This is a genomic window from Streptomyces sp. NRRL S-378 (assembly GCF_000720645.1).
Classification (GTDB): Bacteria; Actinomycetota; Actinomycetes; order Streptomycetales; family Streptomycetaceae; genus Streptomyces.
This window is the reverse complement of sequence record NZ_JOBX01000022.1, coordinates 13,605-39,807: the sequence shown is the minus strand read 5'-3', so window position 1 is coordinate 39,807 and position 26,203 is coordinate 13,605. Positions and strand designations below refer to the sequence as shown.

19 protein-coding genes are annotated in these 26,203 nt (G+C 73.8%); 12 read left to right on the top strand and 7 right to left on the bottom strand.

Features of this window, described 5'->3' with window-relative positions; translation table 11 throughout:
- Positions 1–131 precede the first annotated feature (131 nt).
- The 3 genes from IH80_RS0117540 (at position 132) to IH80_RS0117530 (ending at position 2,932) form a co-directional block, all read left to right on the top strand.
- The gene (locus IH80_RS0117540) at positions 132–1,223 is read left to right on the top strand and encodes a WD40/YVTN/BNR-like repeat-containing protein (RefSeq protein WP_030961509.1); all 1,092 of its coding nucleotides are present in this window, start codon (positions 132–134) and stop codon (positions 1,221–1,223) included.
- A gap of 11 nt (positions 1,224–1,234) precedes the next feature.
- On the top strand, positions 1,235–1,921 hold the full coding sequence (locus IH80_RS0117535; protein ID WP_030657563.1) for a uracil-DNA glycosylase: 687 nt from the start codon (positions 1,235–1,237) through the stop codon (positions 1,919–1,921).
- A gap of 96 nt (positions 1,922–2,017) precedes the next feature.
- Positions 2,018–2,932, top strand: coding sequence for a sirohydrochlorin chelatase (locus IH80_RS0117530; RefSeq protein WP_063757305.1), 915 nt, complete (start codon positions 2,018–2,020; stop codon positions 2,930–2,932).
- 105 nt (positions 2,933–3,037) lie between these two features.
- Here the strand turns inward: IH80_RS0117530 and IH80_RS0117525 are convergent, their stop codons facing one another.
- The 3 genes from IH80_RS0117525 to IH80_RS0117515 all read right to left on the bottom strand — a co-directional run bounded on the left by IH80_RS0117525 (position 3,038) and on the right by IH80_RS0117515 (position 6,112).
- Positions 3,038–4,102 (bottom strand): lactonase family protein, encoded by a 1,065-nt coding sequence (locus tag IH80_RS0117525; protein WP_030961507.1) that lies wholly within the window; start codon positions 4,100–4,102, stop codon positions 3,038–3,040.
- A gap of 55 nt (positions 4,103–4,157) precedes the next feature.
- Positions 4,158–5,294 carry a nitric oxide synthase oxygenase gene (locus IH80_RS0117520; protein WP_030961505.1) on the bottom strand — a complete coding sequence of 379 codons (1,137 nt, stop codon included), beginning with the start codon at positions 5,292–5,294 and terminating at the stop codon, positions 4,158–4,160.
- A 230-nt stretch (positions 5,295–5,524) separates the two neighbouring features.
- Positions 5,525–6,112 carry a GNAT family N-acetyltransferase gene (locus tag IH80_RS0117515; protein WP_030961504.1) on the bottom strand — a complete coding sequence of 196 codons (588 nt, stop codon included), beginning with the start codon at positions 6,110–6,112 and terminating at the stop codon, positions 5,525–5,527.
- 141 nt (positions 6,113–6,253) lie between these two features.
- On the opposite strand from IH80_RS0117515, the gene IH80_RS0117510 reads away from it, so the two are divergent.
- Positions 6,254–8,551, top strand: coding sequence for a HelD family protein (locus tag IH80_RS0117510; RefSeq protein WP_051809468.1), 2,298 nt, complete (start codon positions 6,254–6,256; stop codon positions 8,549–8,551).
- On the opposite strand, the gene IH80_RS0117505 is transcribed toward IH80_RS0117510, so the two are convergent.
- Positions 8,541–10,043: an FUSC family protein gene (locus tag IH80_RS0117505; RefSeq protein ID WP_030961501.1), complete on the bottom strand. Its 1,503-nt coding sequence runs from the start codon at positions 10,041–10,043 to the stop codon at positions 8,541–8,543. The two genes, IH80_RS0117510 and IH80_RS0117505, sit on opposite strands and share 11 nt — an antisense overlap.
- Positions 10,044–10,411: 368 nt before the next feature.
- Between IH80_RS0117505 and IH80_RS0117500 the strand changes: the two genes are divergently transcribed.
- Positions 10,412–10,882, top strand: a complete 471-nt coding sequence (locus tag IH80_RS0117500; protein WP_030961500.1) for a MarR family winged helix-turn-helix transcriptional regulator — start codon at positions 10,412–10,414, stop codon at positions 10,880–10,882.
- Positions 10,883–11,044: 162 nt separating this feature from the next.
- On the top strand, positions 11,045–14,065 hold the full coding sequence (locus tag IH80_RS46880) for an AfsR/SARP family transcriptional regulator (protein WP_063757304.1): 3,021 nt from the start codon (positions 11,045–11,047) through the stop codon (positions 14,063–14,065).
- A 182-nt stretch (positions 14,066–14,247) separates the two neighbouring features.
- Here IH80_RS46880 and IH80_RS0117490 read toward each other — a convergent pair whose 3' ends face one another.
- Positions 14,248–14,454, bottom strand: coding sequence for a hypothetical protein (locus tag IH80_RS0117490; protein WP_030961497.1), 207 nt, complete (start codon positions 14,452–14,454; stop codon positions 14,248–14,250).
- Positions 14,455–14,653: 199 nt separating this feature from the next.
- On the opposite strand from IH80_RS0117490, the gene IH80_RS0117485 reads away from it, so the two are divergent.
- From IH80_RS0117485 to IH80_RS0117460, 6 genes are all read left to right on the top strand, one after another.
- Positions 14,654–16,522 (top strand): AfsR/SARP family transcriptional regulator, encoded by a 1,869-nt coding sequence (locus tag IH80_RS0117485; protein ID WP_051809483.1) that lies wholly within the window; start codon positions 14,654–14,656, stop codon positions 16,520–16,522.
- Between the two features lie 104 nt (positions 16,523–16,626).
- Positions 16,627–19,917, top strand: coding sequence for a non-ribosomal peptide synthetase (locus IH80_RS0117480; RefSeq protein WP_051809465.1), 3,291 nt, complete (start codon positions 16,627–16,629; stop codon positions 19,915–19,917).
- Positions 19,918–19,971: 54 nt separating this feature from the next.
- Complete coding sequence (glyA, locus tag IH80_RS0117475; protein ID WP_078906588.1) at positions 19,972–21,372, top strand: serine hydroxymethyltransferase; 1,401 nt, start codon at positions 19,972–19,974, stop codon at positions 21,370–21,372.
- Positions 21,369–22,058 (top strand): DUF2461 domain-containing protein, encoded by a 690-nt coding sequence (locus IH80_RS0117470; RefSeq protein WP_051809464.1) that lies wholly within the window; start codon positions 21,369–21,371, stop codon positions 22,056–22,058. Before glyA ends, IH80_RS0117470 begins: the two co-directional genes overlap by 4 nt.
- The gene (locus IH80_RS0117465) at positions 22,055–23,125 is read left to right on the top strand and encodes a threonine aldolase family protein (RefSeq protein ID WP_051809461.1); all 1,071 of its coding nucleotides are present in this window, start codon (positions 22,055–22,057) and stop codon (positions 23,123–23,125) included. Before IH80_RS0117470 ends, IH80_RS0117465 begins: the two co-directional genes overlap by 4 nt.
- Before the next feature lie 26 nt (positions 23,126–23,151).
- Positions 23,152–23,733 (top strand): GNAT family N-acetyltransferase, encoded by a 582-nt coding sequence (locus IH80_RS0117460; RefSeq protein WP_030961488.1) that lies wholly within the window; start codon positions 23,152–23,154, stop codon positions 23,731–23,733.
- Positions 23,734–23,817: 84 nt separating this feature from the next.
- Here the strand turns inward: IH80_RS0117460 and IH80_RS0117455 are convergent, their stop codons facing one another.
- Positions 23,818–24,963, bottom strand: coding sequence for an acyl-CoA dehydrogenase family protein (locus tag IH80_RS0117455; protein WP_030961487.1), 1,146 nt, complete (start codon positions 24,961–24,963; stop codon positions 23,818–23,820).
- Positions 24,960–26,150: an acyl-CoA dehydrogenase family protein gene (locus IH80_RS0117450; RefSeq protein WP_051809458.1), complete on the bottom strand. Its 1,191-nt coding sequence runs from the start codon at positions 26,148–26,150 to the stop codon at positions 24,960–24,962. Before IH80_RS0117450 ends, IH80_RS0117455 begins: the two co-directional genes overlap by 4 nt.
- Positions 26,151–26,203: the final 53 nt, after the last annotated feature.

Sequence of the window (26,203 nt, the reverse complement as noted above, 5' to 3'; positions counted from 1 at the left end):
TATAGATCATCCGATGTGAGGTGTGCAGCGCCTGCCGGGCCCCTGTCGGTGGGCGGGTGCAGACTGGCCGGGAAGACGCTCCGCGAGGAACGATCCGCCCGCAAGGACGACGAGGTCCGGAGGTGCCGGCCATGGCCGACGTACTGCTGCTCGTGGGGACCCGCAAGGGACTGTTCATCGGCCGTCGCAGGGGCGACGGGCCGTGGGAGTTCGGCGGGCCCCACTTCACCGCCCAGGCCGTCTACGCGGCCGCCATCGACCGGCGCGGCCCGGCCCCCCGGCTGCTGGTCGGCGGGGACAGCACCCACTGGGGTCCGTCCGTCTTCAGCTCCGACGACCTCGGGGCGACCTGGCGGGAACCGGCCAGGGCCGCCGTGAAGTTCCCCCAGGACACCGGCGCCTCGCTGGAGCGGGTCTGGCAGCTCCAGCCGGCCGGGGCCGAGGCCCCCGACGTGGTGTACGCGGGGACGGAGCCGGCGGCGCTGTTCCGCTCGACGGACCGGGGCGAGTCCTTCGAGCTGGTCCGCCCGCTGTGGGAGCACCCGAGCCGCGGCAAGTGGGTCCCGGGCGGCGGCGGCGAGGGCCTGCACACGGTGATCACCCATCCCGGCGACCCGGACGCGGTGACGGTGGCGGTCTCCACCGCGGGGGTGTTCCGGACCAAGGACGGCGGGGCCAGCTGGGAACCGTCCAACCAGGGGGTCTCGGCGGTGTTCCTGCCGGATCCGAACCCCGAGTTCGGCCAGTGCGTGCACAAGATCGCCCAGGACGCCGGTGACACGGACCGGCTGTACCTGCAGAACCACTGGGGCGTCTACCGCAGCGACGACGCGGGCGCCCGCTGGACCGACATCGGCGGCGGGCTGCCCTCCGACTTCGGCTTCGCGGTGGCTGCCCACCCGCACCGTCCGGACACCGCCTACGTGTTCCCGCTCAACGCCGACTCGGACCGGGTCCCGGCAGAGCACCGGTGCCGGGTCTTCCGCACCGAGGACGCGGGCGCCACCTGGGAACCGCTCACGCGCGGGCTCCCGGACTCCGACCACTACGGCACGGTGCTCCGGGACGCACTCTGCACGGACGACGCGGACCCCGCGGGAATCTACTTCGGCAACCGCAACGGCGAGTTGTACGCCAGCCACGACGACGGCGACAGCTGGCAGTTGCTGGCCGAGCACCTGCCCGACGTCCTGTGCGTGCGGGCGGCGACGATCGGCCAGTAGAGTGATCCACCGTGGCAGCACGACCGTTGAACGAGATCGTCGAGCCGGGCTGGGCCCGTGCTCTGGAGCCGGTGGCGACGCAGATCGCCGCGATGGGCGACTTCCTGCGAGCCGAGATCGCGGCGGGGAGGACGTACGTCCCCGCCGGGGCCAATGTGCTGCGCGCCTTCCAGCAGCCCTTCGACGAGGTCAAGGTCCTCATCGTCGGCCAGGACCCCTACCCCACCCCGGGGCACGCGGTGGGACTGTCCTTCTCGGTGGCCCCGGACGTACGGCCGGTGCCGCCGAGCCTGGACAACATCTTCCTGGAGATGCACCGGGACATAGGGACCGGACGGCCCGCCAACGGTGACCTCACCCCGTGGACCCGGCAGGGCGTGCTGCTGCTCAACCGCTCGCTCACGACCGCGCCCCGCCGGTCGAACGCGCACCAGGGCAAGGGCTGGGAGGCCGTCACCGACCAGGCCATCCGCGCGCTGGCCGCGCGGGGCAAGCCGTTGGTGTCCATCCTGTGGGGCCGCGCGGCCCGCAACCTGCGGCCGCTGCTCGGCGACCTGCCGGTGGTGGAGTCCTCGCACCCCTCTCCCAAGTCGGCGGATTACGGCTTCTTCGGCTCCCGGCCCTTCAGCAGGACCAACGAACTGCTGGTCGGCCAGGGATCACAGCCTGTGGACTGGCGCTTGCCGTCCGTCAGTTGAACGTATCTGCAATTCACCGGATAAATACGGACAGATGCGGCACGATAAGGCCCTGCCCGAACACCTTCTTCCGATAAGCCAGTAGCATGCGGCGCCATGAGCTCCCCCACTGGCCCCGCAAATGGCCTGCCCGTACGAATGCCGCGACCCCGCCCGACCGGACGGCACCGCCGGCCCGAGCCCGCGGCTGCGCCCGAGGGCGCGCCCGCGCTGGTGCTCGCCGTGCCCGGTGCGCCTTCGGCCGCCTCGCGGGGGCTCGCGGAAGAGATCATCAGCATCGGCCGCTCCGAGCTGCCGGGCCTCGACGCCCGCATCGGTTTCCTCGAGGGTGACGACGCCTCCGAGTTCCCGTCCCTGTCCGGCGTGCTGAACTCCGTCGCGGCCGACCGGACCGCGCGTGCCGAGTTCGCGCGCGCGGCCGGCCACGAGGTGCCCGAGCAGAGCGGCCCGGACGCCGTGGTCGTCCCGCTGCTGGCCGGCCCGGACAGTGACCTGCTGCGCCGGATGCGCCAGTCGCTGATGGACTCCTCCGCCGCCGCCGAGCTGGCCGACGTCCTCGGCCCGCACCCGCTGCTGGCCGAGGGTCTGCACGTGCGCCTCTCCGAGGCCGGGCTGGCCCGCGCCGACCGCGCCCGCCTCTTCACCGTGACCACCGCCGCCGACGGCATCGTCCTGGCCACCACCGGTGGCGAGGAGGCCGTACAGGCCGCCGGCATCACGGGCATGCTGCTCGCCGCCCGCCTCGCGGTGCCCGTCCAGGCCGCCGCGCTGGACCAGGAGGGCTCGGTGGCCGCGGTCGCCGACCAGCTGCGCCGCGAGGGTTCCACCCAGCTCGCGCTCGCCCCGTACCTGATCGGCCCGGAGGCCGCCGACGGGCTGCTGGACACGGCGTGCAAGGAAGCCGACTGCGCCACCGCCGAGGTGCTCGGCGCCTACCCGGCGCTCGGCAAGCTGGCCGTCGCGCAGTACACCGCGGCTCTGGGGATCCCCCAGGGCTCGCCCGCGCGCTGAACCGCCCGACACGCGCGAAGGCCCCCTACGCCCGGATCTCCCGGCCGGCGGGGGCCTTCGCGCGTCCGGCCCGCCTACGGCCCGCGTCCGGCCCGCGTACGGGACTCAGCCGAGGACCACGCAGGTGGCGGCGGGCACGGCCAGCGAACCGGCCCGGTGCGGCTGCCCGGTCAGCGGGTCCACGTCGAACCAGGTGACGTCGCCCGAGTGCTCGTTGGCCGCGTAGAGGCGGCTGCCCGCGGCGTCCGCGGCGAGGTCCCGCGGCCACGCGCCGCCGCAGTCCACGGTGCCGGTGAGCCGCGGCTTCCCGGGCCCGTCGGCGAGCGACAGGGTGACGAGCACGTCGGCCCCGCGGACGGCCGCCCACACGAACCGCCCGTCGGGGGAGGCCACGACCGCCGAGGGGTACGCCCGTACGGCCCCTGGGGCGCCCGTGGAGGCCACCGAAACCTCACCGACCGGTTCCAGATGCCCCGATGCGCCGTTCCACCGGCAGACGGTCACCTGCGGCTCCAGCTCGTGCAGGACGTAGACGGCGGCGCCCTCCGGGTGGAAGGCCAGGTGGCGGGGTCCCGTACCGGCGCGGAGTGCCGTCTCGGTGTGCACCCGCAGCTCGCCCGTGACCGCGTACGGTACGCAGACCCGGACCGAATCGGTGCCCAGGTCGACGCTGAGCACCCAGCGGCCGGTCGGGTCGGGCAGCACCTGATGGGCGTGCGGCCCGTCCTGCCGGGCGGTGTCGGGGCCCGAGCCCCGGTGCGCGAGGACGCGGGCCGGTCCGCCGGGTCTGCCGTCGGCGGCCAGCGCGAGGCTGCTGACGCTGCCCGAGGTGTAGTTGGCGGTGAACAGGCGGCGCCCGGAGACGCTGACGTGGGTGGGGCCGGAGCCGCCGACGCGCACGGGCGCGCCCAGCGCCGCGAGCCCCCCGGCGGTGGGCCGGAAGGCCGCCACCTCGCCCCGCTCGGTCTCGCTCACCGCGTAGAGGACGCCGGTGTCCCGAGCCAGGGCGAGGTACGACGGATCCTCGGCGGTGGCGACCGAGAGCGGGGTCAGCGCCCCGGTCTTCGGATCCACGGCCGCGATGGTCACACCGCGGCCGCCCCCCGAGGTGAAGGAGCCGATGTAGGCCCGGTGTTCGCCGCTTCGGTCCGTGCTGTCCGCGCCGCCCACAGGAAACCCCTCTCACCGCTGTCGGATCCGTTCGGAGCCGACGGTAACAGAAGGTCTAGACCAAATCCCGGCCCCGGGCCCGTTCCTGCGCGCCGGGGTGGTGGACGTACGCCGTGCTGCTGGGGCGGTCCTCGTAGGTGCGGTGGAAGACCGGGGTCGCCGCGCCGGACATCGGCGGCACGATCCAGGACCAGTCCGCGCCCACCTCGCGGCCCTTGCGCTCCTCGCGTTCCATGTGGGAGAGGAAGCGGCGGGACTCGGAGTGGTGGTCGGCGATGGTCACGCCCGCGCGGTCGAAGGAGTGCAGGACCGCCCGGTTGAGCTCGACCAGGGCGCGGTCCTTCCACAGCGAGCGGTCGCTGGAGGTGTCCAGGCCCAGGCGGCGGGCGACGGCGGGCAGGAGGTTGTAGCGGTCGGTGTCGGCGAGGTTGCGCGCACCGATCTCGGTGCCCATGTACCAGCCGTTGAACGGCGCGGCCGGGTAGTGGATGCCGCCGATCTCCAGGCACATGTTGGAGATGGCGGGGACGGCGTGCCAGCGCAGGCCCCAGTCCGCCCAGCCGTCGCCGTCGGGGTGGACGATCGGGACCTCCAGGACGGCGTCCGCGGGGGTGTCGAACCACCGCGGCTTGTCGTCGACGCCCTGGACCACCAGTGGGAGGAGGTCGAAGGGGGTGCCGGCGCCGCCGGACCAGCCGACCTGGAGCAGGGCCTCGGTGAGCGGGGCGTTGCGGGCGTCGCCGACGGTTATGGACGGGTGGTCGCCGTATCCCGCGTACCGCACCAGCTGCTCGCTCCAGATCACGGGGCCGGGCCGGTCGGGGGCCTCCGGGGCGAAGACCGTGATGGTGGGCCTCACCCGGCCGCCGTTGGTCGCCTCGCGCAGGTGGTCGAAGCACTCTGCGGCGATGGCGTCGGCGTCGGTGAGCCCGCGGCGGTCACGTACCCGCAGCGAGTTCCAGTAGAGCCTGCCTATGCAGCGGTTGCTGTTGCGCCAGGCCACGCGCGCCCCGTGGACCAGCTCCTCGGGCGTGTGCACATAGGTACCGGTGTCCGCGAGTTCCGCCCTCACGGCGGCGAGCCGGGCGCGCGGATCACCCGCGCCGGCGTTCTCCCTGTGGAAGAGTCGGATGAACTCCTCGGCCGCCTGCCACACCTGTGCGGTGGTGGAGCGCTGTTGAAGAATTTCCATTCCGGCGGGTTACCCCCTGTCCGACCAGATCCACCCTGTACGTGCCGGATGAATGTGCAGTAAACAATTACCCGTTGTACCTGCCGCAGGTCAGCGGCGTATCGCATGGGCTTCCGGAGCACTCGTCCGGGTGATCCTGGAGGATCGGACTGCGGACAGGGGGCACGGAGACGTAGGATCCGGCGCGCCGCGGGAGTTGGCGTGTCGTCAGACGGTCCGGCGCGCGCGGGTCAGCCGCAGGGGCGGCTCATGAACAGCGCCTGCTCGCCGGCGGAGGGCGTGCCCCCGTACAGGGCGGTGTCGAGGCCGCAGAAGGCAAACCCCATGCGCCGGTAGGCGTGCACGGCGGGGGCGTTGACCGAGCTGACCTCGAGCCAGAGGTGCTCCGCGCCCCGCTCGCGGGCGAACTCCGCGGCGTGCTCCATCAGTGCGCTCCCGATCCCGCGGCCGCGGTGACCGGGCGCGACCTCGATGTCCTCGATCGTCAGCCGCCGGTTCCACGCGGCGTAGCCGACGGCGGCGAACCCGCAGAGCTCGCCGCCGTCGAGGGCCACGAAGGTGCGGGTGTCCGCGTCCACGTCGGGGCCCCGGACGCCGGCGAACCCCTGCTCGTCGTGCTCCTCGGGCGGGAACACCTTGTGCACGGGCGGGTCCACGGGGACCTCGCGGAGCAGGAAGCCGGAGCCGTCGCCGGACGCGGCGACCTCGAAGACGGTGGAGGTGCTGAAGGAGCTGTCCAGGGCCTCGATGGCGGCCGCGTCCTCGGGGCGGGCGAGGCGGTAGACGATTTTGTCGGCCGGGGCGTGTGCGGTGGTCATGAGGTCCACCGTACGCAAAAAATCCCCCGGCCGAATTCGCTGCCGAGGGAGGAGGAGGCGTATATTGAATAGTTCGCAACTTCGCTTTGAGCGAGAGCGCACAAAAGCTTACGAGGACACTGTATCGCGGCAGGAGTGCAATTGTCAACCGAGGAATTCCGGAAAGAGCAGCAATTCGTCACCGACCTCTATCGGCGCCTCGACGACCTGCGCGACCAGGCCGAACAGGCGGTCGAAGGGGCATTGCGCGACGTCGGAACGGGCTTTCAGGCGCGCCTGGAACGCGATGTCCTGGTGGCCGAGCAGTCGGGTCTGCTGTCCGCCCTGAATGCCGGTGAGAACGGCCTGTGTTTCGGGCGCCTGGAGTTCTCCGACGGCCGCGACCACCACATCGGACGCATCGGGATCCGCGCCGACGACACGGAACGCACCCCGCTGGTCCTGGACTGGCGGGCCGAGGTCGCCCGCCCCTTCTACCTCGCCACCGGGCACACCCCCATGGGGCTGCGCCGCCGTCGCCACATCAGCAGCCGGGGCCGGGTGGTCACCGCCCTGCACGACGAGATCCTCGACCTGACCGACGCGGAGCGCACCGGCCACGAGGGGGCCGACGCCGACGCGGTCCTGCTGGCGGCGCTCGACGCCGCCCGCACCGGCCGCATGCACGACATCGTACGGACCATCCAGGCCGAGCAGGACCGGATCATCCGCTCCACCCACCGCGGGGTGCTGGTGGTCGAGGGCGGACCCGGCACCGGCAAGACCGCGGTCGCGCTGCACCGTGCCGCGTACCTGCTGTACGCCCACCGCGAGCTGCTCGCCAGGCGCGGCGTGCTGATCGTGGGGCCGGGGCCGGCGTTCCTGGGCTACATCGGCGGGGTGCTCCCGGCACTCGGGGAGACGGGTGTGCTGCTGTCCACGCCGGGCGAACTGTTCCCGGGGGTCCACGCCACCGGCACCGACCGTCCCGGGGCGGCCGCGGTGAAGGGCCGCGCCGCGATGGCGCAGGTCCTCGCCCGGGTCGTGGCCGACCGGCAGTGCCTGCCGGAACACGTGCCGGCCGGCAGCGGCGAGGAGTACGACACCGTCCCCGAGGCCGCGCTGGAGATCGACCACGACGACTACGGGACCCTGCTGCTGGACCGCACGATGGCCCACGAGGCGCGGGACCGGGCCCGGGCCACCGGGCTGCCGCACAACCGGGCGCGGCCCGCCTTCGCCTTCCGGATCGTCGACGCGCTCACCGCGCAGCTCGCCGACCGGCTGGGGGCCGATCCGTACGGCGGTCCGAACCTGCTCGGCCCGGACGACGTGGCCCAGCTCGGCAAGGAGATCGCGACGAGCGCCGCCGTGCACGCGGCGATCGACTCGCTGTGGCCGTCCCTCACCCCGCAGCAGCTGATCACCGACTTCCTGGCGGAGCCCACGCACCTGCCCGAGGACGAGGCCCGGCTGATCCGCCGCGCACCCTCGGCCAGGCCCGACTGGACCCCGGCCGACGTTCCGCTCCTGGACGAGGCGGCCGAACTGCTCGGGGAGGACGACAGCGCGCTGCGCGCCGCCGAGGAGCGGCTGAGGCAGCGGCGCATCGCCTACGCACAAGGGGTGCTGGACGTGTCCGCGGGCTCGCAGTCCTACGAGTTCGAGGACGAGGAGAACGAGTACCTCGCGGCGCACGACATCATCGACGCCGAGCGGATGGCGGAGCGCCACGAGGAGGCCGACCACCGCAGCACCGCCGAGCGTGCCGCGGCGGACCGCACCTGGGCCTTCGGGCACGTCATCGTGGACGAGGCGCAGGAGCTGTCGGAGATGGCGTGGCGGCTGCTGATGAGGCGCTGCCCGGCCCGTTCGATGACGCTGGTCGGCGATCCGGCGCAGACCGGCGACGAGGCGGGCTGCGGGTCCTGGGAGCGGATCCTGGCGCCGTACGTCGGCGACCGGTGGGAGCTGGTCCGGCTCGGGGTCAACTACCGCACGCCGGCCGAGATCATGGAGGTGGCGGCGGCCGTGCTGCGCGAGCGCGATCCCGGCTTCGAGCCGCCGCGTTCGGTACGGGCCACCGGAGTGCGGCCGTGGGCGCGGGCGGCCGACGACCTCGCCGGGGCGGTCGCGGAGGCCGTGCGGCGGGAGCGGCCCGCCGAGGGGCGGCTCGCGGTGATCGCGCCGCGGGATCTGCAGGGGGCACTGGTGGCCGCACTGCCGCAGGTACGGGAGGGCGCGGAGCCCGATCTGACCCGGGAGGTCGTCCTGCTGGATCCGCGCCAGGCCAAGGGACTGGAGTTCGACACGGTGATCGTGGTGGAGCCGGCCGGCTTCGGGCCGAGCGACCTGTACGTGGCGCTGACCCGGGCCACCCAGGCGCTGGGGGTGGTGCACACCCCCGGCCGGCTGCCCGCGGAGGGGACGCCGGCCTGGGGCGCTCTGCTCAGGCGCTGATGACGAACGGCGCCTTGGGGTCGCTGCCCAGGGGGGTGGCCAGTTCGGTCAGGGCCCGCTCCAGACCCTGGAGGTGGGCGAGCGCGGGTTCGGTGGGGGCGGCGGACGGGGCGGTGGCGCCGGTGGCCGCGGGCCCTTCGTGTTCCCGCTCGCCGGCGGTCAGCGCCTGCACAGCCGCCTCGACGCGCCAGCAGGCGGCGGCGAGGCGGGCGTCGTGGCCGGCGTCCGGGTCGGCGGCGACGGTCACCAGGCCGCGCACCTCGCGGGCGCAGTCGTCCAGCAGGGCGATGACCTGGCCGGCGCGGGCCTTGCGCGCACGGAACGGGCTGAGCGGGTGGACCAGCGGGGCGAGCGCCATCCGGACCCGGGCCAGCAGGGTCTCCAGCTCCGCGGCGTGCGGGGCGGGGTCCGCCGTCGGGGAGCCGGCGAGGCGGGCGGTGGCCTGGGCGGTGGCGGCGTGCACGCAGTGCAGGGCGCGCTGGATCCACGCGTCGTTCGTGGCGTGGGTGGTGACCGGCAGGACGAGGACGACGGCCAGCGCGGCGCACACGGCGCCCACGGCCGTCTCCTCGAGGCGGAGTACGAGCAGGCCGGGGTCCAGCACGCCGAGCAGGCCGTAGAGCAGCCCGGCCATCAGCGTGACCGCGAGGATCATCCAGCTGTAGGAGACGGCGGCCGTGTAGAAGATCCCGAAGACGCAGGCGGCGACGAGGAGGGCGGTGGGCAGGGGCGCGCCGTCCAGCGGGATGGCGATCAGTACGCCCGCGGCCACGCCGACGACGGTCCCGAGCACCCGGCGGAAGCCGCGGACCAGGGTCTCGCCCCGGGAGGCGGTGTTGACGAAGATCCACCAGGCGGTGCCGACGGCCCAGTACCAGCGGTCCTCGGAGAGCACCTGGCCGACGGCGAGGGCGACGGCGCAGGCGGCCGTCGCCTGGAAGGCCTGGCGGGTCGTGTGCCGGGCCAGGCCGTTGCCGGGCAGCGGCGCGGGGGCGGCGGGCGGTGGGGTGCGCCGTTCGATGGGCCAGAGCAGGAACCGTACGGCCGCGGCGGCGCCGAGGGCGAGGCCCACGGCGGCGTACAGCTCGGGGAGCTGGCCGGGGAGGGCGTGCAGGAACTGGGTGATGAAGAAGTTCATGAACGCGAAGATCCCGAGCGCGTGCCCGCGCGGGCCCCAGCGGCGGGCGTAGACCCCGCAGAAGACGACGAGCACGAACGCGGCGTCCCGCAGGGGGGTCACCCCGTGCAGGGCGGTGGCGAGGGCCAGGACGGGGAATCCGGCGGCGGGCAGCAGAGCGGTGGTGACGGCCTGGCGGCGCACGGTGGCGTCGGTGACGGTGAAGAGCGCGAGCAGGGCCGCCAGTCCGCCGGTGATGGAGGCGGTCAGGGACAGACCGCACAGTTCGGCGAGGGCGACCGCGGTGGCGACGCCGATCACGGCGCGGGCCGACGTCCTGAGCCTCAGGCGCCCCGGATCCGGAGCTACGAACATCCTCTTCACAGCGGTGTGCCGCCCCCCTGCAGTGGTGCGCGCCGGTCCGGCGCCGCCCGGGGTGGTGGGCGGCGGACGGGCACGGCGAAGGCGCCGCGCTCCGGAACCGGCCTCGTTGCCGTCCGGCGCTGCGCGGCGCCGTAAGTACATGGATACGCCACAGATAAGCACCTGGAGGCCCACTGGCTCAACTCGAGCCGGGTGGGGTGGTCCATTGGCCTGGTTACCGAAGGGTTCCGTCTGCCATGGGGCTGCCAACGGACCAGTCCGGGCCGATGCCTGCGGAGCGTGGCCGCACGGCTCTCGTCCGTACGACCACGCACTGTTATCGTGCAGCGACCCGGAAGACGTACGGAAGGGGGCCGGCGTTGACGCGTACAGCGGAGTCCGGGGAGGCCGAGGCGTTCAGCCGGGCCGCCGTGGCGGTCTTCCGGTTGAACGGGCGGTTCACCGCGGCCGTCGACCGGCTGGCCCTGTCGTCCGGTCTCAGTACGGCACGCTGGCAGGTCCTCAGCGCGGTGACGGAGGAGTCCCTGTCGGTCTCCGAGGTGGCCCGGCGGGTGGGGACCACCCGGCAGAGCGTCCAGCGCATAGCGGACCTGCTCGTCCGCCAGGGCCTCGCGGTCTACCTGGACAATCCGGCGCACCGCCGGGCGAAACTGCTCGCCGCCACCGAGCGGGGCGCGGCGGCGAAGCGGGAGATCGACTCCTGCCTGGACGGGCTCGCCCGGCACCTGTGCGAGAGCCTGGGCGGTGAGGAGGAGGTGCACCGGACGGCCGAAATGCTGCGGGGTTTGTCGGGCGCACTCGCCTCGGCCGGCGCCGGCGACTCTCCGTGAGGGGCGTTCCCCGCGCTACCGCTATACGGACAAGGTGGCCTGAAACAGCCGCTGTTTTTCCCAAGAGTTGACTGCACCGAGGAATCGTCTTTGCGGTACCGTTCGCGCCTGACCGGGGTTTCAAAGGCGGGGGACCTGTTGAATCGGTTTGTCTTCAGACTGTTGGGGCCACTGCTCGTCCAGGCCGACGACGGCCCCTTGCGCATCAACGGCCGGCGCCAGGCGACGGTCCTCGCGATGCTGGTGCTCTATGCCGACCGGGTCGTCTCGGTGGACACCCTGGTGGACGCCGTCTGGCCGGATTCCCCTCCCGCGACGGCACGGAACCAGATCGCCATCTGCGTGGCCACCCTGCGCAAGACCTTCAAGCAGGCCGGCGTGACCGATCTGCTGATCACCTCTCCCCCGGGCTACCTGCTGGCCAAGGGCGAGCACCGCGTCGACGTCCAGGAATTCCTGGAGCGGGCCGACCAGGGCCGGGACGCCGCCCGGCACGGCCGCACCGAGGAGGCCTGCACGCTCTTCGAGGAGGCGCTGAGCATCTGGCGGGGCTCGGCGCTCGACGAGACGCCCGGTTCCCGCCTGGAGGCGGAGGCGACGCGCCTGGAGCAGATGAGGCTCACGCTGGTGGAGGAGCGCGCGGGGCTGATGCTGCAGCTGGGCCGGCACCGCGCGCTCATCGGCGAACTCACCGAACTGGTGTCCCGGCACCCGCTGCGCGAGCAGTGCCGCGAGCACCTCATGCTCGCCCTGTACCGGTCGGGCCAGCGCGCCGAGGCACTCGACGTGTTCCTGCACGGCCGCCGGTTACTGACCGAGCAGCTCGGGATCGAACCCGGTCCGGGGCTGAGGCAGTTGCACGAGCTGATCCTGCGGGACTCACCGGAGCTGACCCGCCCTCCGGCCGTACTCGCCCCCGCACCGGCCGCCGTGCACACGATCCCGGCGCAGCTCCCGGCCGGAGTCATGGCGTTCACCGGGCGGCAGCACGAGATGGCTTCGCTGGACCGGCTGCTGAAGGAGCCGTACAACCCCCACACCCCGGCACTGGCGACGATCGTGGGTGTGGGCGGGGTGGGCAAGACGGCGCTGGCGGTCCACTGGGCGAGCCAGGTCGCCGACCAGTTCCCCGACGGCCAGCTCTTCGCCGATCTGCGCGGCTACGACGAGGAGCAGGCGCCGGTGTCCCCCGCCGCCGTGCTCGACCGCTTCCTGCGCGCCCTCGGGATCGCCGCACCCCAGGTCCCGGCGGATCCCGACGAGCGGGCCTCACTGCTGCGGAGTCTGCTCAGCACCCGCAAGACGCTGATCGTCCTGGACAACGTACGGTCCTTCCACCAGCTCAGACCGCTGCTGCCGGGCGGCGGACGCAGTGTGGTGCTGGCCACCAGCCGGGAGAACCTGGGCGACCTGACCGGGGACTACACGGCGCTCAGCATCCGGCTGCGGATGCTGGAGCCGACCGAGGCGACGGCCCTGCTGATCAAACTGGCCGGGGCGGACCGGTTCGGCAGCGACCCGGTGGCGGTGGAGCAGCTCGGCGCGCTGTGCGACTGCCTGCCGCTGGCGCTGCGGATCGCCGGTGCCCGGCTGGCGGCCAAGCCCAGCCTGAGCGTGCGGAGCCTGGTGGAGCGGCTGCGCGACCACCGGTCCCGGCTCGACGTGCTGAGCCCGGGCGAGGGCGGGGTGCGCGCGGGCTTCCGGCTCACCTACCGGGACCTGCCGCCGGAGGCGGCCCGCATGTACCGGCGGCTCGGGCTGCTGCGCACGGCGGACTTCGCCGCCTGGGCGGGGGCGGCCGTACTGGACACCAGCGTGTGGCACGCGGAGGAGCTGATCGACCACCTGGTCGACGCCCAGCTCCTGGAGGTGGCGGAGGCGGCACCGGGCCGGGCGGCCCGCTACCGGTTCCAGGACCTGCTGCGGCTGTTCGCCCGGGAGCGGGCGGAGTCGGACGAGCCGGAGGAGGAGGCGGACGCCGCGCTGGAGCGGGCCTTCGGGGCCTGGCTCTGGCTGGCCGAGGAGGCGCACCGGCGGATCGACGGACGGGAGTTCCCGGTGGGCCGGCCGGCGGCACCCGCCCCCGCCTTCCTGGGCGAGATCGCCGACGAGCTGCTGGGCTCGCCGATGGACTGGTTCGAGTCGGAGCGCACCGCCGTGACGGACGTGGTGGCGCAGGCGGCGGAGACGGGCCGGGCCGGCTACGCCTGGATGCTGACCGAGAGCGCGGTGCCGCACTTCGAGACCAAGAACTACCTGGAGGACTGGCAGCGCAGCGCCGAGCAGGCCCTGGCCTCCGCCCGGCGGGCCGGCGACGAGCCCGGCGAGGCGACGATGCTGCGGCTCCTGGGGTCGCTGGCGATCTACCAGCGGCGCTACGAGCAGGCCGAGGGCTGGAACATGGCCGCGCTGCGACTGCTGCGCAACAGTGGCGACCTCGGCGGGGCGGCGCTCGCCCAGCGGAACCTGGCCATGTGCGCGCGGTTCCAGGGCGACTGGGAGCGGGCGCTGGAGTACTGCGAGGCGGCGCTCGGCGGTTTCCACGCTTCCGGGGACATCGGGAACGAGGCCCATCTGCTGGGTTTCCAGGCGCAGATCGAGCTGGACCGGGGCAACGTGGGCGGCGCGCTGCCGCTGGCGCAGGAGGCGGTGGCGCTGAGCCGGCGCACCGGATCGGTGCGGGCGGAGGCCCAGAGCGTGTACCGGCTGGCCGAGGTGCGGCTGCGCGCGGGGGATCTCGGGGAGGCCGCCGAGGCGTTCGGCGCCGTGCTGCGGCTGACCCGCGGCGAGGGCGACCGGGTCGGTGAGGCCCACGCCCTGCGGGGCCTCGGCCAGACGCAGTGGAGCCAGGGCCTGCTGCAGGCGGCGGGGGACACGCTGCAGCAGGCCCTGGAGATCACCGATGAGCTGGCGGACCGGTTCCTGTACGCCCGGGTGGAGACGGACCTCGGGTGCGTGGACGCTCTCGGGGGCCGCCGTGCGGAGGCGGCGGAGAGGTTCCGGCGGGCCTGTGCCGCCTTCGGCGAGGTCGGCGCGCAGCCCTGGCGGGTACAGGCGGGGCGGCTGCTGACGGCCGTGCAGGGTGCGGAGGGCGAGCCGGGCGGTGGGGGGCCCGGAGGGCTGCCGCATCGTTCCTTCACTCCGGAGGAACTGACGGCCCTGCTGGCGCATCCGGCGAACTGAGACCCGTCCGGTACGGATCGGGCCGCGGCGGCGACGGCGGAATGCGCGGACGTACGGTTCTGCGGTGGTTCGGTGCTGCGGTGCAGCGGTGGTTCGGCGCTGCGGTGCAGTGGGACCGAAGCCGTACGGGACTGCGGTCGTAAGGGAGGGCTTGCGGTGCGGGCCGCCCGTCCCCCGGACGGTCAGCCCCAGGGCATGTCGCCGTCGGTACCGGCGGAGCCCGGGTGCGAGGGGTGCAGCGGCTTGACGACTCCCCAGGGCATGTCGTCCGCCTGGACGCTGGTGCCCGCCTGCGCCGTGACGGCCGTGGCGGCCCCCGTGCCCACGAACATCCCCGCAAGAACGACCAGGCAAGCGGCCGTCGTCTTCGCCGTCCGGGTGCTGCGCATCTCGGATTCCCCTCTCGGTGGATCATCTCTGCCGCTCGCTGCGGCACGAATGGAACAGTAGGGACGGCTCCTTTCTCTTCCGTGTTCCATCGATTTCATGACCCGAGCCCCCCGCGAAATCGCCACGATATCGAGGGGACAACGCACTCCTCTAGCTTCGTTCGAAGATTCTTCTCAGGAATCACGGATGGGGCGGTACATGGAATTCCGAGTGCTCGGGCCAGTAGAGGTACGGCGGGACGGCCACCGGGTCGCGTTCTCCGGGGCGAAGCTGCACACCGTGCTCGCGGCGCTCCTCCTGGCCCGCGAAGAGGTGGTGTCGGACGACCGGCTGTGCCGGCTGCTGTGGGGCTGGGCGCCCCCGGCCACCGTCAGCGCACAGCTCTACACCTATATTTCACGCCTGCGCAAGATTCTCGGCGACGACGTCGCGATCGATCGCAGACCGCCGGGATATGCCATGAGCATCGGTAATGCGACCGTCGACCTGAACGAATTCGAGAAGCTGGCGCTCGGCGGCCGCGAGGCATTGATCAAAGAGGACTACGAGAGCGCCGCTGAGCTGCTGCGCGACGCCCTGGCCCGGTGGAACGGCCAGCCGTTCGCCAACGCCACGGAATACCTCGCCGACGCCGAGGCCCCGCGGCTGAGCGAGGCGCGCGCCGTGACCCTGGAGCACCGCATCGCCGCGGACCTCGCCCTCGGCCGGCACGAGCAGATCACCGGTGAGCTCACCGGTCTGGTCTCCGAGTTCCCGTTGCGCGAGCGCATCCGGTGCCAGCTGATGACCGCCCTGTGCCGGTCCGGGCGGCAGGCGGACGCCATCCACCTCTACCACCACGGGCGCGCGGTGCTCGCGGACGAGCTGGGGGTCAACCCCGGGGAGGAGCTCCAGGCCACCTACCGGGCGCTGCTGGACGGCACCCTCGACCGGCGGCCGGCCTCCGTCCCGGCCGTACGGGCGGGCGCCCGGCCGCGGGTGTCCGGCCCGTCGGCCGGGGCACCGGCGATGCTGCCCCCGGACACCGTCGACTTCACCGGCCGGGGGCCGGAGCTGGACCTGGTGTGCCGCGCCCTGGCACCCGACGGGCAGGGCTCCGGCCGCCCCCGCCGGGTCCTGGTCACCGGCATGGCGGGGCTGGGCAAGACCGCGCTGGCCGTCCACGCCGCCCACCGCTGCCAGCGGCACTTCCCCGACGGACAGTTGTACGCCGACCTGCGCGCCGCGGACGGCACCCCGCGGCACCCGGCCCGGGTGCTGCGCCGTCTGCTGCGGGCGCTGGGTCCGATGGACGACGTACCGGCCGCCGACGACCAGGACCAGCTGGTCCGCCTCTACCGCGAGCGGACCCGGGGCCGGCAGTTGCTCATCGTGCTGGACAACGCCTCGGGGGCGGCCCAGTTGGGGCCGCTGCTGCCCAACACCCCGGAGCCGGCCGTCCTGGTGACCGGGCGTACGGCCCTGCCCACCGTGGCCGGGGCGCACACGGTGGCCCTCGCGCCCCTGGAGCCCCGGGACTCGCTGGAACTGCTCGCCGCCGCGGCCGGTCCCGCCCGGGTGGCGGCCGCGCCGTGCGCGGCGAACGCGATCGTCGAGCACTGCGCCGGCCTGCCGCTGGCGCTGCGGATCGTCGGCACCCGGATCGCGGCCCGGCCGCACTGCACCCCGGACCGGCTCGCCCACCGGCTGGCGGATCCCGTCACCCGGCTGCGGGAGCTGCACTCGGGCGACCTGGACGTGCACACCTCCCTGCTGCCGTCCTGGCGTGCGCTGGATCCCGAGGTGCGGGCGGTGTTCCCGGCGCTGGCCGCGCTGGGGCACGGGCCCGGACCCCGGCCGTTCCCAGCCGCCGAGGCGGCGACCGCGCTGGACCTGCCGGAGGCCGAGGCCGAGCGGCTGCTGGAGGCGCTCGCCGACGCGGCCCTGCTGGAGGTCAGCGGCGCGGACGAGTGGGGCCAGCCCTGCTACCTGTTCCACCCGCTCGTACGGCTCTTCGCGCTCTCCCTCGAGGAGGGGCGCCGGTGTCCGGCGGGCCGGCCGGCCGCGCGGGGCATAACCGGCGGCTAACTCACCGCCCCTAGCCTCGCCCTGCCCCCCAGCAGGGCGTCCCGGCCCGTATCCACCCAGGCACGCACAAGCCAACGGCCCGTAACACCGAATGGAGTTGGACCATGACCGAGCTCCTGCCCGCTCGCGCGGACAGTGCCGCGTCCTTCCCGATGACCGAGACGCAGCAGGCACTGATGATCGGGCGAGGCGAAGCCGTCGAGATGGGCGGCATCGGCTGCTACGGATACTTCGAGTGGGAGCGCCCCGGCCTCGACCCGGAGCGGTTCGCCACCGCCTGGCGCAAGGTGGTCGCCCGTCACGACATGCTCCGCGCGATCGGCGGCACGGACGGCACCCAGTGGGTGCCGTCCGACCCGCTGCCCTTCGACATACCGGTCGTCGACCTGCGTCACCTCTCCGCCGGGGCGGCCCGGGAGCACCTCGCCGCGCTGCGCGAGGAGATGAGCCACGTGGTGTTCCCGGTCGGCAGCTGGCCGCTGTTCGACCTGCGGATCTTCCGGCTGGGCGGTCCGGAGGACCTGGGCCGGGTCCACCTGGGGATCGACCTGCAGGTGCTGGACGCCTCCAGTGCCTTCCAGGTCCTCTTCCCCGAGCTGGTCGACCTGTACGAGGACCCCGACGCGGACCTCCCGGAGCCCGGCATCTCCTTCGCCGAGTACGCCCGCTGGCGCGCCGACGCCCTGCCGCACACCGAGGCCTTCCGCGCCGCCCGCGACTACTGGGTGCAGCGTGTGCCCACCCTGCCGCCGGCCCCCTCGCTGCCCGCGGGCGGCTCCGGCGGGGACGCCGGCGAGGTCCGCTTCGACCGCCGCGAGCACCGCCTCTCCCCCGCCGACTGGCAGCGGTTCCAGGAGCGGGCGCGCGGGGCGGGCCTGACCCCGTCGGTGCTGCTCACCGCGGCCTTCGCCGAGGTGGTCCGGACCTGGGCGGAGGAGTCCGACTTCACGATCAACTATCCGGTCTTCCAGCGCCCGGCGGTGCACCCGGACATCACCGGCGTGCTCGGCGACTTCACCAACGCGGTGATGCTCGCCGCCGACGGTTCGGGCGCGACGTTCCTGGACCGTGCGCACGCCCTGCGCGACCAGCTCGCCCGGGACATGGAGCACGGCTCCTTCAACGGCGTGCGCGTGCTGCGGGAGCTGACGCGGCTGCACGGCGTGGGAGCGCAGGCCGGGATGCCCGTGGTCGTCACCAGCCTGCTCGACTACCCGGTGCGCCGGCCCGTCACGGACCTGGGCCACGAGGTGTATTCGATCTCCCAGACCCCGCAGGTGACCCTCGACGTGCAGCTGCGCGAGCTGGCCGGCGAGTTGCGCGTCATCTGGGACTTCGTGGACGGCGCCTTCGCGCCCGGGTTCGTCGACGCCGCCTTCGGTGTGTACGTGGACCTCCTGGAGCGGCTCACCGAGGACCCGGAGAGCCTGCACACCGCGCGCTTCGACCTGATCCCGCCGGCGGAGCGGGAGCTGCGCCGCCGGGTCAACGACACCGCCGGGCAGATCCCGTACACCACCCTGCACGAGCTGTTCGCCCGCCAGGCCGGACTCACCCCCGACGCCGAGGCCGTGGTGGACGCCTCCGGGCGGCGGCTCAGCTACGCCGAACTGGCCGCGTACGCCTGGCGGATCGGGCACACCCTGCGCGAGCACGGGGCGGCGCCCGGCGAACTGGTCGCGGTCGTGATGGAGAAGGGCTGGGAGCAGTACGCCGCCGTGTACGGCATCCTCGCCTCCGGCGCCGCCTACCTGCCGCTGGACGCGTCCGTGCCGCCGGAGCGGCTGCGCCGGCTGCTGGCCGAGGCCAAGGTCGACCGGATCCTCACGCAGTCCGCGCTGGACTCCCGGATCAGCTGGCCGCCCACGGCCCGCCGCTACCGGGTGGACAAGGACTTCGAGTACGGCACCGCCACCCGGCCGGAGACCGCACAGACCCCGGCGGACCTCGCGTACACGATCTTCACCTCGGGGTCCACGGGCGAGCCGAAGGGCGTGATGGTCGACCACATCGGGGTGGTCAACCTGATCCGCGACGTCGCGACGCGCTTCGAGGTGGGGGCCCGGGACCGGCTGCTGGCGATCTCCGGGCTGCACTTCGACGCCTCGATCTACGACGTCTTCGGGGTGCTGACGCAGGGCGGGACCGTGGTGGTGCCGCCGCCGTTCGAGCACGCCGAGCCCGACGTCTGGGCCGACCTGGTGCAGGCGGAGCAGGTCACTCTGTGGAACTCCGTACCCGTCCTGATGGAGCTGCTCGTCGGCGAGGCCGAGGTGCGCGAGGGGCGTGGCGGCGGCCGGCCGCTGGAGTCCCTGCGGCTGTCGGTGCTCTCCGGCGACTGGATCCCGCTGACCCTGCCGGACCGGCTGCGGGCGCAGAGCCCGCGGATCCAGGTGGTGGGGTCGGGCGGTCCCACCGAGACGATCTGCTGGTCGCTGTTCCAGCCGATCGGCGAGGTCGACCCGGCCTGGACGAGCATCCCGTACGGCAAGCCGATCACCAACCAGCGCTACTACGTCGTCGACCGGACGGCCCACGAGCGGCCGCTCGGCGTCGTCGGCGAGATGGCCGTGGCCAGCGACGTCGGTCTCGCGCTCGGCTACTGGAACGACGCCGCGCGCACCGCGAGCCGTTTCGTCCGCCTCCCGGAGACCGGTGAACGTGCCTATCTGACGGGTGACCTGGGCCGGTACCTGCCGGACGGCAGCATCGAGATCCTGGGCCGGGACGACTTCCAGGTGAAGATCCAGGGCCACCGGATCGAGCTGGGCGAGATCGAGGCCGTCCTGCGCCAGGACGCCGAGGTCGAGGCGGCCGTGGTGGTGGCGCCCGCCAGCGCCCACGGGGTGCGACGGCTGCACGCCTTCGTGGTGGCCGCCGCCGGCTCCGGCGGCGGCGCGGGAGACCGGGTGCTGGAGCGGCTCGCCGCGCAGCTCCCCGGCTACATGGTGCCGGCCGCGGTGACCGTGCTGGACGAGCTGCCGCTGACCCGCAACGGCAAGGTCGACCGGCTGCTGCTGGGCTCCTCGGCCGGACAGCAGCAGTCCGCCGAGGACGCGGCCGTGCGGGACGGCGGGGACGGCCCGGGCAGTGCGCTGGAGCTCGTGCTGTGCGCGGCGGTCGCCGACATCCTCGGCCTGGACGGGGTGGCGCCCGGCGACAACTTCTTCACCCTGGGCGGCGATTCGCTCAGCGGGACCCGGCTCGCGGGACTGCTGGGGGAGCTCCTCGGGGTGCCGGTGCCCGTCAAGACCGTGTTCCAGAACCCGGTGGTCTCCGAGCTGGCCGGGAAGATCGCCGCGGACGAGCAGCACGGCGCGGAGGCGGTCGCGGCCGCCGAGGCCTTCGGTGCGCTGGAGGCCGACGAGACGGACACCGCCGATGCGGACGGCTGAGGACACGACCCGGTTCCGCACGGCCATCAAGGACGATTCCGAGAGGGGACAGTCATGAGTCTCACCCTGCCCGCGCCCGTCACCGATCCGCTGGACCAGGACGGGCTCCCGGGCGGCGCGCCCGCGGCGCCCGCCCCGGACCTGGTCGATTTCGCCGCGCACGCCAACACCCGGCTCAGAGAGCGCGATTCCGTCCTGTACGAGCTGCTGTCCCGGGAGTCGGCGCGCCAGCGCGACACCCTGATGATGGTCGCGGCGTCGAGCGTCGCCGACCCGTCCGTACTGGCCTGCGAGGGCAGCGCGCTCGGGAACCTGACCGCCGAGGGATATCCGGGCAACCGCTACCACGCGGGCTGCGGTATCGCCGACGAGATCGAGCGGCTCGCGATCGAACGGGCGTGCGCGGCCTTCGGGGCGCAGGACGCGATCGTGCAGCCGCACTCCGGGTCCTCCGCGAACCTCGCCGTGATCACGGCGCTGCTGAGCCCCGGCGACTCCCTGCTCGGTCTCGACCTGGACTGCGGCGGCCACCTCACCCACGGCTCCCCCGCCTCGGTGACCGGCCGGTACTACCGCGCCCACGGCTACCGGGTGACGCCGGAGGGGCTGCTCGACTACGACCAGATCCGCGAACTGGCCCTGGAACACCGGCCGAAGCTGATCGTGTGCGGGGCCAGCGCGTACCCCCGCAGCATCGACTTCGCCCGGTTCCGGGAGATCGCCGACGAGGCCAACGCCTACCTCCTGGCCGACATCTCGCACATCGCGGGCCTGGTCGCGGCCGGCCTCCACCAGAGTCCCGTCGACCACGCCCACGTGACCACCACCAGCACCTACAAGCAGCTCTACGGTCCGCGCGGCGGGCTGATCCTGCTCGGCCGCGAGGCCCGCAGGGCCGGGCCGGAGCGCGGCACCCTGGCCGCGACCCTGCGCCGCGCCGTGTTCCCCTTCACCCAGGGCACCCCCGACCTGGCGTCGGTGGCGGCCAAGGCGCGCGCGCTGGACTTCGTGGCGAGTCCGGACTTCGCGGAGGTCGCCAAGCGGCTGGCCGACGGCGCGCAGGCGATCGCCGAGCGGCTCCTGGACCGGGGCTTCCGGCTGGTAACGGGGGGTACGGACACCCACATGGTGCTGCTCGACCTGCGCGGCACCGGGGTCACCGGGGACGTGGCGGAGGAGGCCCTGGAGTCCTGCGGCATCGTCGTCAACCGCAACCGCGTCCCCGGGGACACCACTCCGGTCCGGGTGACGGGCGGGCTGCGGCTGGGCACCAACACGCTGGCCGCGCGCGGGATGGACCGTACGGTGGCCGCGGAGTGCGCCGACCTGGTCGCGGACGTCCTGACGGCGCTCGCCGCACCCGGCGGCGTCCTGCCGGACGCCCTGCGCGACCGGGTCCGCACCCGGGTCTCCGAGCTGTGCGCCGCCCACCCCCTGCCGGGGTACCTGACGTGACCTTCAGCGGCTTCCCGCCCTCGGCACTGCGCCTGTACGAGGACCTCGCGGCCGACAACAGCAAGGAGGCGTGGCGGCTGCGCCACCGCGAGCGGTACGAGCGCGACGTGCGTGCGCCGATGGACGAGCTGGCCGCTGAACTGGGCACGTTCTTCGAGGAGTGGGCCGGGCCGGGCGGAGTGCAGGTGCTCGGCCCGGTCCGGGACACCCGGATGTCCCACGACAAGTCCCCGTACAAGACCTATCAGGGCGCCTACCTGGACCTGCTGCCCTGCCTGGGGTTGTGGGTGCACCTGGACCGGGACGGGCTGTACGCCTCGGGCCGGTGGTACCCGTACGCCGGGGCCGAGGTCACCCGCTACCGTGCCGCCGTCGAGGAGGAGGACGGTGGCACGGAGCTGGCGGCGATCACCGGCCGGCTGGCGGAGCAGGGCTTCGTCCTCGGCGGGGACCGGCTCAAGTCCCGGCCCCGGGGGGTGCCCGCGGACCACCCGCGGCTGGACCTGCTGCGCCACCGCAAGATCGACGCCGGGCGCCGCCAGGGTCCGGCCGCGGGCCTGCACACGGCGCGCGCCGGAGAGTTCGTCCGGGAGACCTGGCTGCTGGTACGGCCGCTGCTGGACTGGATGGCGGCGCGCGAACTGACCCCGCAGCCCCGCGACCGAGGAGTTGACGACCCGTCATGACCACAGGTGGTTCCGGCATCGCCGATCTGCGCAGCGACACGGTGACCCGGCCGGGTCCCGGTATGCGGGCCGCGATGGCCGGCGCGGAGGTCGGCGACGACCTCTTCGGGGAGGATCCGACCGTGCGCGCCCTGGAGGAGCGCGTCGCCGGGCTCTTCGGTTTCCCCGGGGCCCTGTTCACGCCGTCCGGGGTGATGGCCAACCAGATCGCGCTGCAGCTCCTCGTCGCGCCGGGCGAGGAGCTGGTGTGCGACGCCGAGGCACACGTCCTGGCCCACGAGGAGGCCTCCCCGGCCCGCTACGGCGGGATCCAGACGCGTACGGTGGCGGCGGAACGCGGGGTGGTCACCCCGGAGCTGCTGGCCGGGGTGGTCCGGCGGGGGAACGCGTACACGCTGGGCACGCGCGCGGTGGAGGTGGAGCAGACCCACACCAGGGCGGGCGGTACGGTGCACCCGCTGGGGACGCTGCGCGCGGTGCGCGAGCTGACGTCCGGCGCGGGGGTGGCCGTTCACATGGACGGCGCCCGGATCTGGAACGCGATGGCCGCTACGGGGGCGTCGGCGGCCCAGTACGGGGAGACGGCGGATTCGCTGTCCGTGTGCCTGTCGAAGGGGCTGGGCGCGCCGGTCGGTTCGGTGCTCCTGCTGCGGTCCGAACACCTGCCCAGGGCGCGGAAGCTCCGGCACGGCCTGGGCGGCGGCATGCGGCAGTCGGGCATCCTGGCCGCTGCGGGGCTGTACGCCCTGGACCACCACGTGGAGCGGATCTCCGAGGACCACGTCCACGCCGGGCTGCTGGCGGCGGGACTGCGGGACGCGGGTTTCCCCGTGCGCCCGCCCGAGACCAACATCGTCCTCGTCGAGGTGCCGGGCGCCGACGAGGTCGTTTCACGGGCCGCTCAGGAAGGAGTGCTGGTGACCGCGCCGGACCCGGACACCGTCCGGCTGGTCACCCATCTGGACGCAGGACACGAGGCGTGTCGGCGCGCCCTCGAGGTGCTGACCGCCGTGATGACCGATGTCGTCGCCGGGGCGCGCAGGACCGCGCCCGCGGGACGCCTGTAAGAAGCGGAAGAGAGCGAAGTAGCAACATGAGTTTAGAAGTCCGGCCCGCCACGGCGGATCTGTGGGACGACGTCCGCAAGGTGCTCCAGCCGAAGCAGAGCGCGCACACGTGCTGGTGCATGGCGTGGCGGCTGAGCACCGGTGACTACGGGCGGATGACCGCGCAGGAGCGGGGCGAGCACCTGCGCAACCTCACCGAGAAGGCCGATCCGCCGCCCGGGGTGCTCGGGTTCCTGGACGGCGACGTGGCCGGCTGGTGCAATGTGGCCCCGCGCCGCCAGCTCGACCGGCTCACGTCCTCGAAGACGATCACCCCGGTGGACGACGTGCCCGTGTGGTCGGTGACCTGTTTCGTCGTGCGCAAGGAGTTCCGCGGCAAGGGGGTCGCCTCGGGTCTGCTGGAGGGGGCCGTCGAGCACGCACGGGCGAACGGCGCGCCCGCCGTGGAGGGGTACCCGGTGGACCCCGAGGGCGGCCGGGTGAACCCGACCCTCGCCTATGTCGGGACGATGGACATGTTCGAGCGGGCCGGCTTCCGCCGGATCCGGCGGACCGAGGCGAAGAGCGACAAGCGGCACCGTTGGATCATGCGCCGCGACCTGGTCTGACGGCCGGGCCGCCGGTACCCGGGGAAGGGGCTCCCGCAGTGCGGGGGCCCCTTCCTCGTGCGGGCGGGTTCCTCGTGCGGCGGGTCAGGGGGTGTGCGCCGCGGTGTCCCACAGCTGGGTGGGGCGTCCGCAGCGCAGGGCCTCCCACGCCGCGCGCCGGTAGCAGCCGGCCACCAGGCCGTCCCGTACCAGCCCGGAGGCGCCGTGCAGGTGCACGGCGTCACGTGTCACGTCCAGGGTGGTCTCCGCCGTGAGGGCGATGAGCCCGGCGGCCTCCCCCGGGGTGAGCCGGCCCTCGTCGAGGTCGCGGGCGGCGTCGCCGACGGCCCAGCGCACGGCGTCGAGCCGGGCCAGGAGCCCGGCCACCCGCAGCCGGGGGCCCTGGTGCTTGACCAGGGCCTGGCCGAACTGCTGCCGGCCGCGGATCCGGGAGACGACGGCGGTCAGGGCGGCCGCGGTGATGCCGGCCAGCAGGGACGCCTGGTGGACGGCGGCGCGCAGGCCGACGCGGGCCAGGGCCTGTTCGGCGGCGAGCCCCCGCAGGAGGACCGAACCGGCCGGGATCAGTGCCTCGTCGAAGACGGCTCCGGCGACCGCTCCCCCGCCGTGGTCGCGCAACGGGCGTACGGTGACGCCCGGGGCGGGCAGGTCGACGAGGGCGACGCAGGGGCCGTCGGGACCGCTCGCCAGGACCAGCAGGGCGTCGGGCCCGACGCCGGCGGCGAACGGGCCGCCGGTGCCGGTGAGGACCGCGCCGGCGCCGTCGCCGTCCGGTTTCCAGGCGATGCCGGGCGGTACGGTGCCGCGCGGATCGGGGAGCCGGCCCGGGACGGCGAGCTGGAGCTCCCCGGCCCGCACCCGGTCCAGCAGGTCGTCGGTGCCCTCGGGGGCGAGGGGGCCGAGGGCGGAGAGCACGTCGAGCGCGAGAAGGGTGTCGGCGAGCGGGACGGGCTGCATCGCGTTGCCGGCTTCCTCGCACACCATGGCGAGGACGGCGTGGCCGAGGTCGAGGCCCTCCTTCTCGATGGGGAGGGCGAACTCCCAGGCGCCGACCTGGGTCAGCGCCTCCCAGGCGCCGGCGGGGGTGTCCCCGTCGACCTCCAGGCCCTGCCGCACCGTGAGCCGGAGCTGCCGGAAGAGCGAGTCCTCGTCCTCCCTCTCCCGCCACCGTTCGGGCGCCTCGCCGGCCGCCCCCTGCATACCGCTCCCGTTGACCGCCTGGGTCGTCATGGCCGTACCTCCGCCCCTGAGTCGAGACGCAGCCGGGCCAGCGTCTCCAGCATCATTTCGGCGGTGCCGCCGGATATCCGCATCCCCGGGGCCTCACGCATCGCCGAATCCAGTGGGTGTGCCACCCCGTCGACCTCCGGGTCGTCGAGGGTCATGCTCGTGTCGCCGTCGAGTTCGGCGGCCCACCAGGCCACCTCCGCGGCGAGTTCGGTGGTGTACCACTTCGCGGCGGCCGCCTCGTCCTCGTTGAGCTCGCCCCGGTCGAGGCGGGTGAGGACGCGGCGGACCAGGGTGCCCGCCGCGAGCAGCCGGGCGTTCAGCTTGGCCAGGCCGATCTGGTCGTGCTGCCCGGCCTCCAGCCGGTCGGTGTGGGCCTCCAGCCGTTCGACGGCGGCCCGGTACCAGCGCAGCGCCTTGACGTAGTAGTCGAGGCCGGTGCGTTCGAAGGCCAGGGTCTTGACGACGATCGCCCAGCCCTGTCCGATCGTGCCGACGACGTCGTCGGCGGTGACGGCCACGCCGTCGAGGGCGACCTCGTGGAAGGCGTCGTCGCCGATGCCCGGGATCTGCCGGATGGTGACGCCCGGCTGGGCCAGGGGCACGAGGAAGAGGCTGAAGGCGTCGTCCTCGCCGCGGGCCAGGCACAGGCCGTAGTCCGCGAAGCGGGCGAAGAGCGAGTGGACCTTGGTGCCGTAGAGCTTGTAGCCGCCCTTGCCGTCGGAGACGGCGCGGGTGGAGAGGATGTTGAGGTCGGATCCGGCCTGCGGTTCGCTGAAGAGCACACAGCCGAAGGAGGTGCCCGCGGCGAAGCCGGGCAGGTGGCGCGCCTTCATCTGCGGGCTCGCGACGTTGAGCAGGGTGGAGCCGACGATCTGCACGGTGAGGGTGTGCAGCAGGTCGGGGACGTCGTGCATGGCGAGTTCCTCGACCAGCACGGCGGCCGCGACCTGGCTGACGCCGCGGCCGCCGTACTCCTCGGGCCACTGGGGCGCGAGCAGGCCCCGCTCGCCCAGGGCCCGGTGGATGGGCCGGGGGTCGCGGGTGCGCCGGGCCTCGGCGACGGGTGCGGACACCAGGATGTCGTGGATGTCCTCGCGCAGGGCCCGCATGGGGGTGCGGGGCACGTCGGCCCCGCTCCGTACGAGCCCGCAGTCCGCGGGCGCGCGGTAGAACTCGGTGGTGAGCACGGGCAACTCCCTAGGCGGGTCTGGTGGGTCCGGGTGGGTCCGGTGGGGATCGG